Source organism: Mycobacterium sp. (genome assembly GCF_036488105.1).
In the GTDB taxonomy this organism is placed as follows: domain Bacteria; phylum Actinomycetota; class Actinomycetes; order Mycobacteriales; family Mycobacteriaceae; genus Mycobacterium.
This window is the reverse complement of the sequence record NZ_DASXHW010000037.1, coordinates 1-6,055: the sequence shown is the minus strand read 5'-3', so window position 1 is coordinate 6,055 and position 6,055 is coordinate 1. Positions and strand designations below refer to the sequence as shown.

Annotated in this window: 5 protein-coding genes; 4 read left to right on the top strand and 1 reads right to left on the bottom strand. The window is 65.2% G+C overall.

The genetic code is table 11. The features are described 5' to 3' along the window. On the top strand, positions 1–1,170 hold a 1,170-nt coding region (locus VGH54_RS01965), incomplete at its 5' end, for an MFS transporter (RefSeq protein ID WP_331510252.1). 10 nt (positions 1,171–1,180) lie between these two features. Here VGH54_RS01965 and VGH54_RS01960 read toward each other — a convergent pair. Continuing rightward, positions 1,181–2,518, bottom strand: coding sequence for an adenylate/guanylate cyclase domain-containing protein (locus tag VGH54_RS01960; RefSeq protein WP_331510251.1), 1,338 nt, complete (start codon positions 2,516–2,518; stop codon positions 1,181–1,183). 692 nt (positions 2,519–3,210) lie between these two features. Between VGH54_RS01960 and VGH54_RS01955 the strand changes: the two genes are divergently transcribed. The 3 genes from VGH54_RS01955 to VGH54_RS01945 all read left to right on the top strand — a co-directional run. Further along, positions 3,211–4,737, top strand: coding sequence for a flavin-containing monooxygenase (locus tag VGH54_RS01955; RefSeq protein WP_331510250.1), 1,527 nt, complete (start codon positions 3,211–3,213; stop codon positions 4,735–4,737). Positions 4,738–4,922: 185 nt separating this feature from the next. Further along, on the top strand, positions 4,923–5,363 hold the full coding sequence (locus VGH54_RS01950; protein ID WP_331510249.1) for an NfeD family protein: 441 nt from the start codon (positions 4,923–4,925) through the stop codon (positions 5,361–5,363). A gap of 3 nt (positions 5,364–5,366) precedes the next feature. Further along, on the top strand, positions 5,367–6,055 hold a 689-nt coding region (locus VGH54_RS01945), incomplete at its 3' end, for an SPFH domain-containing protein (RefSeq protein ID WP_331510248.1).

Here is a 6,055-nt window from a genome sequence, read left to right as displayed (position 1 = left end):
AACGCGGTGTCCTTCGCCGCGATCATCGTCGCGTTGCGGTCCTGGAAGCGACCTGGTTGCGCGCCGAGTGAGCGCGAAAGCATCGGGCTCTCGATCCTGGCCGCACTGCGGTGGGTCCGTCACGGACCGGTCACCCGCCGGATCCTCCTGCGGTCGGCGCTGTTCGCGTTTCCCGCCTCAGCATTGTGGGCACTATTGCCCGTCACGGCCGCGCAGCACTGGCAGATGAACTCCTGCGGTTACGGCCTGGTGCTCGCCACCCTTGGCGTCGGCGCGGTCATCGGGGTGGCCCTCATCGCGCACCTCCGCAGATTATTCGCATCCAATGCCGTGCTGGCAGGCTCGGCCGCCGCCTATGCATCGGGCCTACTCGCGATAGCGATCGGCCCGTTCGGCCCGGCGATCCCGCTGCTGCTGGTGTGCGGCATGGCGTGGATCGCCACCCTGACCACACTCAACGCCGCCGTCCAGCTGTCGCTGCCACAATGGGTTCGGGCCCGCGGCATGGCGGTGTATCTGCTGGTCTTCAGCGGCTCCCAAGCACTCGGGTCTTATCTGTGGGGTCTGCTCGCCGCCCACTTCGGTCTTGCGTATTCGCTCTTGGCAGCGGCGGCCCTACTTTTGCTGACGGCGGCCAGCGTGGCCGTGCTTCCGCTGCGCCCCGAAACCGGAACGCTGGACCTGACGACTTCGACCGCATGGCCCACGCCGACACTGGTTTTCCAGCCCGATCCCAACGACGGGCCCGTCCTGATTTCGACCTCCTATCACGTCACCGACGACCGAATCCACCAGTTCACCGCGGCGATGCTCAAAGTCGGCAGGTCGCGCTCACGTACCGGCGGATACCGCTGGCGGTTGTACCGCAGCGGCGAGGACCCCGAGCTTGTCATCGAGGAATTCACTGTCCCCTCATGGGCCGAATTCGACCGCCAACACAGCACTCGCTGGCTGGCCTCCGACCATGAGGCCCTGGCCAGCGCACTGCAATGCACCGCAGACGGGCGCGCGGAGGAGCACTGGTACTTCGCGTTGGCGGGCCCAACAGGTGTGCTCGGCGGACCATTGAGGACGAGCGAAGCAGCCCGCGTCAAGCGCAGCACCGTTGTCCTGGATGGAATTCTTCCCCCGCCGTGGGCAGAGGGACGGGTTGAGGGCATCACCACATAGCCCGACCGCGTCAATCCTCGACGCCGAACAGCCCCCACTCGCCCGCCACACCCTTGAGGGCGTGCTCGCCGCGAGCGGCAAAGCTGAGGCCCGACCCGGCGACCAGGTCGACGACGATGCGTGAGACGAGCACCTCGCCCGCTCCGGCCGCTGCCGCCACACGCGCGGCGATGTGGACGGCGATGCCGCTGATGTCGTTGTCGCGCAGCTCGACCTCGCCCGTGTGTACGCCCGCCCGCACCTCGAGACCCAGACTCCGCAGGACGTCGCGGATCGCCATGGCACACCGGATCGCGCGGGCCGGTCCGTCGAACCGGGCGAGGAAGCCGTCGCCCGTGGTGTTGACCTCACGGCCGTGGAAGCGCTCAAGCTGGCGCCGGACCTGGGCATCGTGCCTGCCGAGCAGTTCCTTCCATCGCTCGTCGCCCAGCTCGACCGCGCGTTTCGTGGAGTCGACGATGTCGGTAAACAGCAGCGTGGCCAGGACGCGCTCGACCGCAGGCAGCGGCCGGACGCCGGTAAGGAACTCCTCGATCTCGTCCAGCACGGTGTCGGCGTCGCCCGTAAAGAAAAGGTGGTCGTCGCCGTCGACTTCCACGAACTTGGCTCCGGGGATGTGGTCGGCGAGGTAGCGACCCATCTCGAGCCACACCATCCGGTCGGTCCGCCGGTGGAGCACGAGCGTCGGCACCTGGATCGCGGGCAGCACGTCGCGGATGTCCAGCTGCGGATAGAGCGCGAAGATGTTGCGGACCATGCCCGGGCTGGCGGCCACACGCTGTAGCCGCGCCCACCACCGCCGGAAATCGGCGTCGCCCCGCCGGCTCGGAGCCCATGCACCCAGTCCGACGCCCTCACCCCAGCCTTTGGCACTGACCTCGACCAACTCCGACAGCTGCTCCTCGGTGACGCCGAGCGGGTAGTCGGGCGCTCGGAGCAGGCGGGAGAACGTGCCGTACAGGACAAGCGCATTCACGCGTTCGGGATGGCTGGCCGTCATCAGCATCGCCATCGTGCCACCCTCCGAAACGCCCACGAGGTCGGCGCGTTCACATCCGGCCGCGTCCATGACCGCGCGCAGGTCATCGACGGACTCTTCCAACGTCGGCGCGTGCATCACCGGATCCGAGAGGCCAGTGCCCCGCTTGTCAAAGGTGACAACCCGACGGAACGACGCGAGCCGCGAGTAGAAGTGGACGACCGACGGTTCCTCCCACATGATGTCGAGGTGAGAGATGAAGCCGGGCGCGACGACGAGATCGGGCCCTTCTCCGGTCACCGAGAACGCGATGTTCAGGCCGCCGCTCTTGGCATAGTGAATGTCCGGCACCCTGCCCGCGACGTTCATGGTCGAACCTTACGCCGCCCAGGCCACGCGAAGACGCGCCGGACGCTCCGCCAACTGCACGAACGCGGCGCGGCCGCGGCAAATCCGTCGCACGCGAAACGATCCGGGTAGCAAATGTGATAGCGCGGGTAATCATCGCGACAGTGGGCTGCTTCTGTCTGGCCGCTTGTTCATCGTCCGAACCATCGCGACCGCAAGCCACCGCACCAAGCTCAACGAGGCGGCCGCCAACGGTCACCGGGCCTGTCGCCCCTAACGCCACAGCGGCTCCGAACGCCCCTGCCGCTCCCAGTGCCACCCTCCCCTGCGTCGGCTTATCGATCTGCCCTCCGCCACCTGCCGACGCTGAGGGCAACCCAGCCTGCTACTACCGTGATGGTTGGGCTGCCGACACGTCACGCTCTGGGATTGATGTCTACTACTTCCGCGAATCGTCCGATGCTATTAACGGCGAGCAGGTGACCGCCGACGTTCATCTAAAGGACGGCGCCACGGCGTCCCAGATCGCCGCAATCGATCCGGGCCAATTGAATGATCAGATTCAGTTCCCCGGCATCGACAAATCAGCAGTGCAGGAGGTCTTGCTGACGACTAGCGCTGGGCGGTGCTTCGTCATTGGCCCAAGCAGTTAGCTTGCGGCTCTGACCATCAATGAGATCGCGCCTGGATCCCAGCCATGCGACAGTTCCCCGATGACGAGAAGTGTCGCCGTGATCGGGGCTGGACCCGGCGGGCTGATCGCGGCGCGCTGGCTGCTCTCGCAAGGATTCGAACCGACGATCTTCGAGCAGGGACCGAAGCTGGGCGGCCAGTGGACGGGACTCGTTGGCCGGAGCGGCGTTTGGCCGGCCATGCACACTAACACCAGTCGCATCATGACTGCCTTCAGCGATCTGGAGAACACGAGCGACCTTGTCTACCCATCAAACCGCGAGATCCTGAACTACTTGCATCGCTATGCCGACATGTTCGGCCTCACGTCGCGCATCCGGTTCGGCAATCGTGTGGAACTCCTTCGGCGAGACGATGCCGGATGGCTCATCGGTCACGCGGGTCCAGAGGAAAGCTTCGAACGAGTGGTCGTGGCGAGTGGCAGATTCCATGCCCCCGCCGTTCCCCCTGTGCCGGGGCTGGACACGTTCGCAGGCTCGGCCGGAGCGATCTCCACCTACCACTACAGAGGGCCCCATCCATATCGGGGCAAGCGGGTTCTGGTGGCAGGCTGCGCAATCAGCGCCCTCGAGATCGCCGCCGAACTCGCCCAGCTCGGCGCAGCACGCGTCGTAGTAACCCAGCGCCGACAAAGGTACGTCCTACCGAAGTTCGCCGGCGGCGTCCCGTCCGATCACCGGATCTTCACGCGATACGGAACCCTCGCGAGCGAGACTCTCCCCGCAGCCGAGATCGACCGGCAGCTGAAGGAGATCGTGGTCGAGGCTGGAGGAAGTCCGGAGCAGTACGGCGCACCCGCGCCCGACCCGTCGCTTTTCGCCGCCGGGATCACCCTCAACCAGCAGTACCTACCGCTCGTGGCCGAGGGACGAATTACCGTGTGCCCCTGGATGAAATCCATCGCGGATGCGACCGTGACGTTCGCCGACGGGCATGCCGAGGAGTTCGACGGGATTGTGCTCGGCACTGGGTTCGATCTGTGCCTACCGTTTCTGAGTGAAAACATCCGGGACGTAGTCAATCTCGACGCAGTACACCTAGACGCCGACCGCTACACGTTCCACCCTGACCTCCCCGGGCTGGCCTTCATGGGCATGTGGGACCAGTCGGGCGGATACTTTGTGCCGCTAGAACTTCAGGCCAGGTGGATCGCATACACGTGGGGCGGTACGATCGCGCCGCCTTCTGAAACCGACCAGCGGCTGTCGATCAATGCTTACCGCTCGCAGCGAGGGACGTCCCAGAAAACACGGATGAACCTGGTAGCTCTCACGTTCGCTCGAGCCGCCGGGGTCGAGCCGCAGCTGGAAAACTGGCCGCACCTGCGCCGCGCCCTGCTGTTCGGTCCGCTCGCACCGAGCTGTTTTCGACTCGAGGGCCCGGACGCGCTGCCCGATGCGCCGGACCGATTCGAGCGCGACGCCGCCGCCTTCGGTGCTATCACGTCAAACGAGCTAACCGAGCGTGAAAGAAACTACTGGTCGCTAGTCGAAACCGCGGCCTCCGACCCGACCGGGAGCGACGAAGGAATCGCAGCGACCCGGTAACAGCCGCTCAATTACGTATCTCAGTGGAGCTGCCGGGAATCGAATCGGCACTTGGCCGAAAATCCACTGCGGCGCCGGCGTGGCTTGAGGGACATAATGTAAGGGTGTGACCTACCCCACACGATGGAGGAAGTAGCAGTCATCACGCACCGCGCATCCGTCGAATGTTCAAGGAGGATCGCCGCATGGATGCATGGCTGATCTGGTTGATCATCGCCGTAGTGCTGCTGGTGGTCGAGATGCTCACTATCACCGCAGCGGTCGGGATGCTCGGTGTCGCTGCACTGATCACCGCGGGCTTCGCCGCACTCGGACTACCGGTTGCTATCCAACTCCTTGCGTTCACAGTCACCGCCATGATCGGGGTGCTGCTCATCCGACCCGTCGTCCGTCGGCACATGCTCCGTCCCCAGGTTGACCGTTTCGGCGTAGAAGCTTTAATCGGTAAGCCCGCCTATGTCGTGTCAGAGGTGTCCCGACTGGATGGCAGGGTTCGCATCGGCGGTATGCGTGGTGAGGAGTGGACGGCGCGCGCCTACGACCAAACCCTGGTGATACCCGCCGGAGCGACCGTCGACGTGCTGGAGATCAGCGGCACCACCGCGCTCGTGTATCCCCGGGAGTAACCCATGGAAACCGCACTCTCTCTCATCCCCGGCCTGGTCATCGCGCTGTTCGTGGCCTTCACCGTGCTGCGGGCGGTGCGCATAGTGCCCCAGGCGCGTGCCCGCAACGTCGAACGGCTCGGCCGCTACGACCGCACGTTGCAACCCGGACTCAACTTCGTCATCCCCTACCTCGACCGGGTCTATCCGATGATTGACCTGCGGGAACAGGTAATCTCGTTCCGACCGCAACCGGTGATCACCGAGGACAACTTGGTCGTCGAGATCGATACCGTGCTCTATTTCCAGGTGACCGATGCGCGCGCAGCCGCCTATGAGATCGCCGACTTCCTGCAAGGCGTCGAACAGCTCACGGTGACCACACTGCGCAATGTCGTCGGGTCCATGGACTTAGAGCGCACACTCACCTCACGCGACACCATCAACAGCCAACTCAGAGGTGTGCTGGACGAGGCCACCGGCAAGTGGGGGCTGCGGGTCAACCGGGTAGAGATCAAGGCGATCGACCCGCCGCAATCCATCAAGGACGCGATGGAGAAGCAGATGCGGGCCGAGCGCGACAAGCGTGCGGCAATCCTGGGCGCCGAAGGCCAACGCCAGTCTCAGATCCTCACCGCCGAGGGTGACAAGCAGGCCGCCGTCCTGCGCGCCGAGGGCAACCGGACCGCAGCGATCCTCAAGGCCGAGGGCCA

Bases quoted from the DNA above. Each gene is read 5' to 3' on its own strand.
- VGH54_RS01960 (WP_331510251.1), bottom strand. From the start codon at position 2,518: ATGAACGTCGCGGGCAGGGTGCCGGACATTCACTATGCCAAGAGCGGC.
- VGH54_RS01955 (WP_331510250.1), top strand. From the start codon at position 3,211: ATGACGAGAAGTGTCGCCGTGATCGGGGCTGGACCCGGCGGGCTGATC.
- VGH54_RS01950 (WP_331510249.1), top strand. From the start codon at position 4,923: ATGGATGCATGGCTGATCTGGTTGATCATCGCCGTAGTGCTGCTGGTG.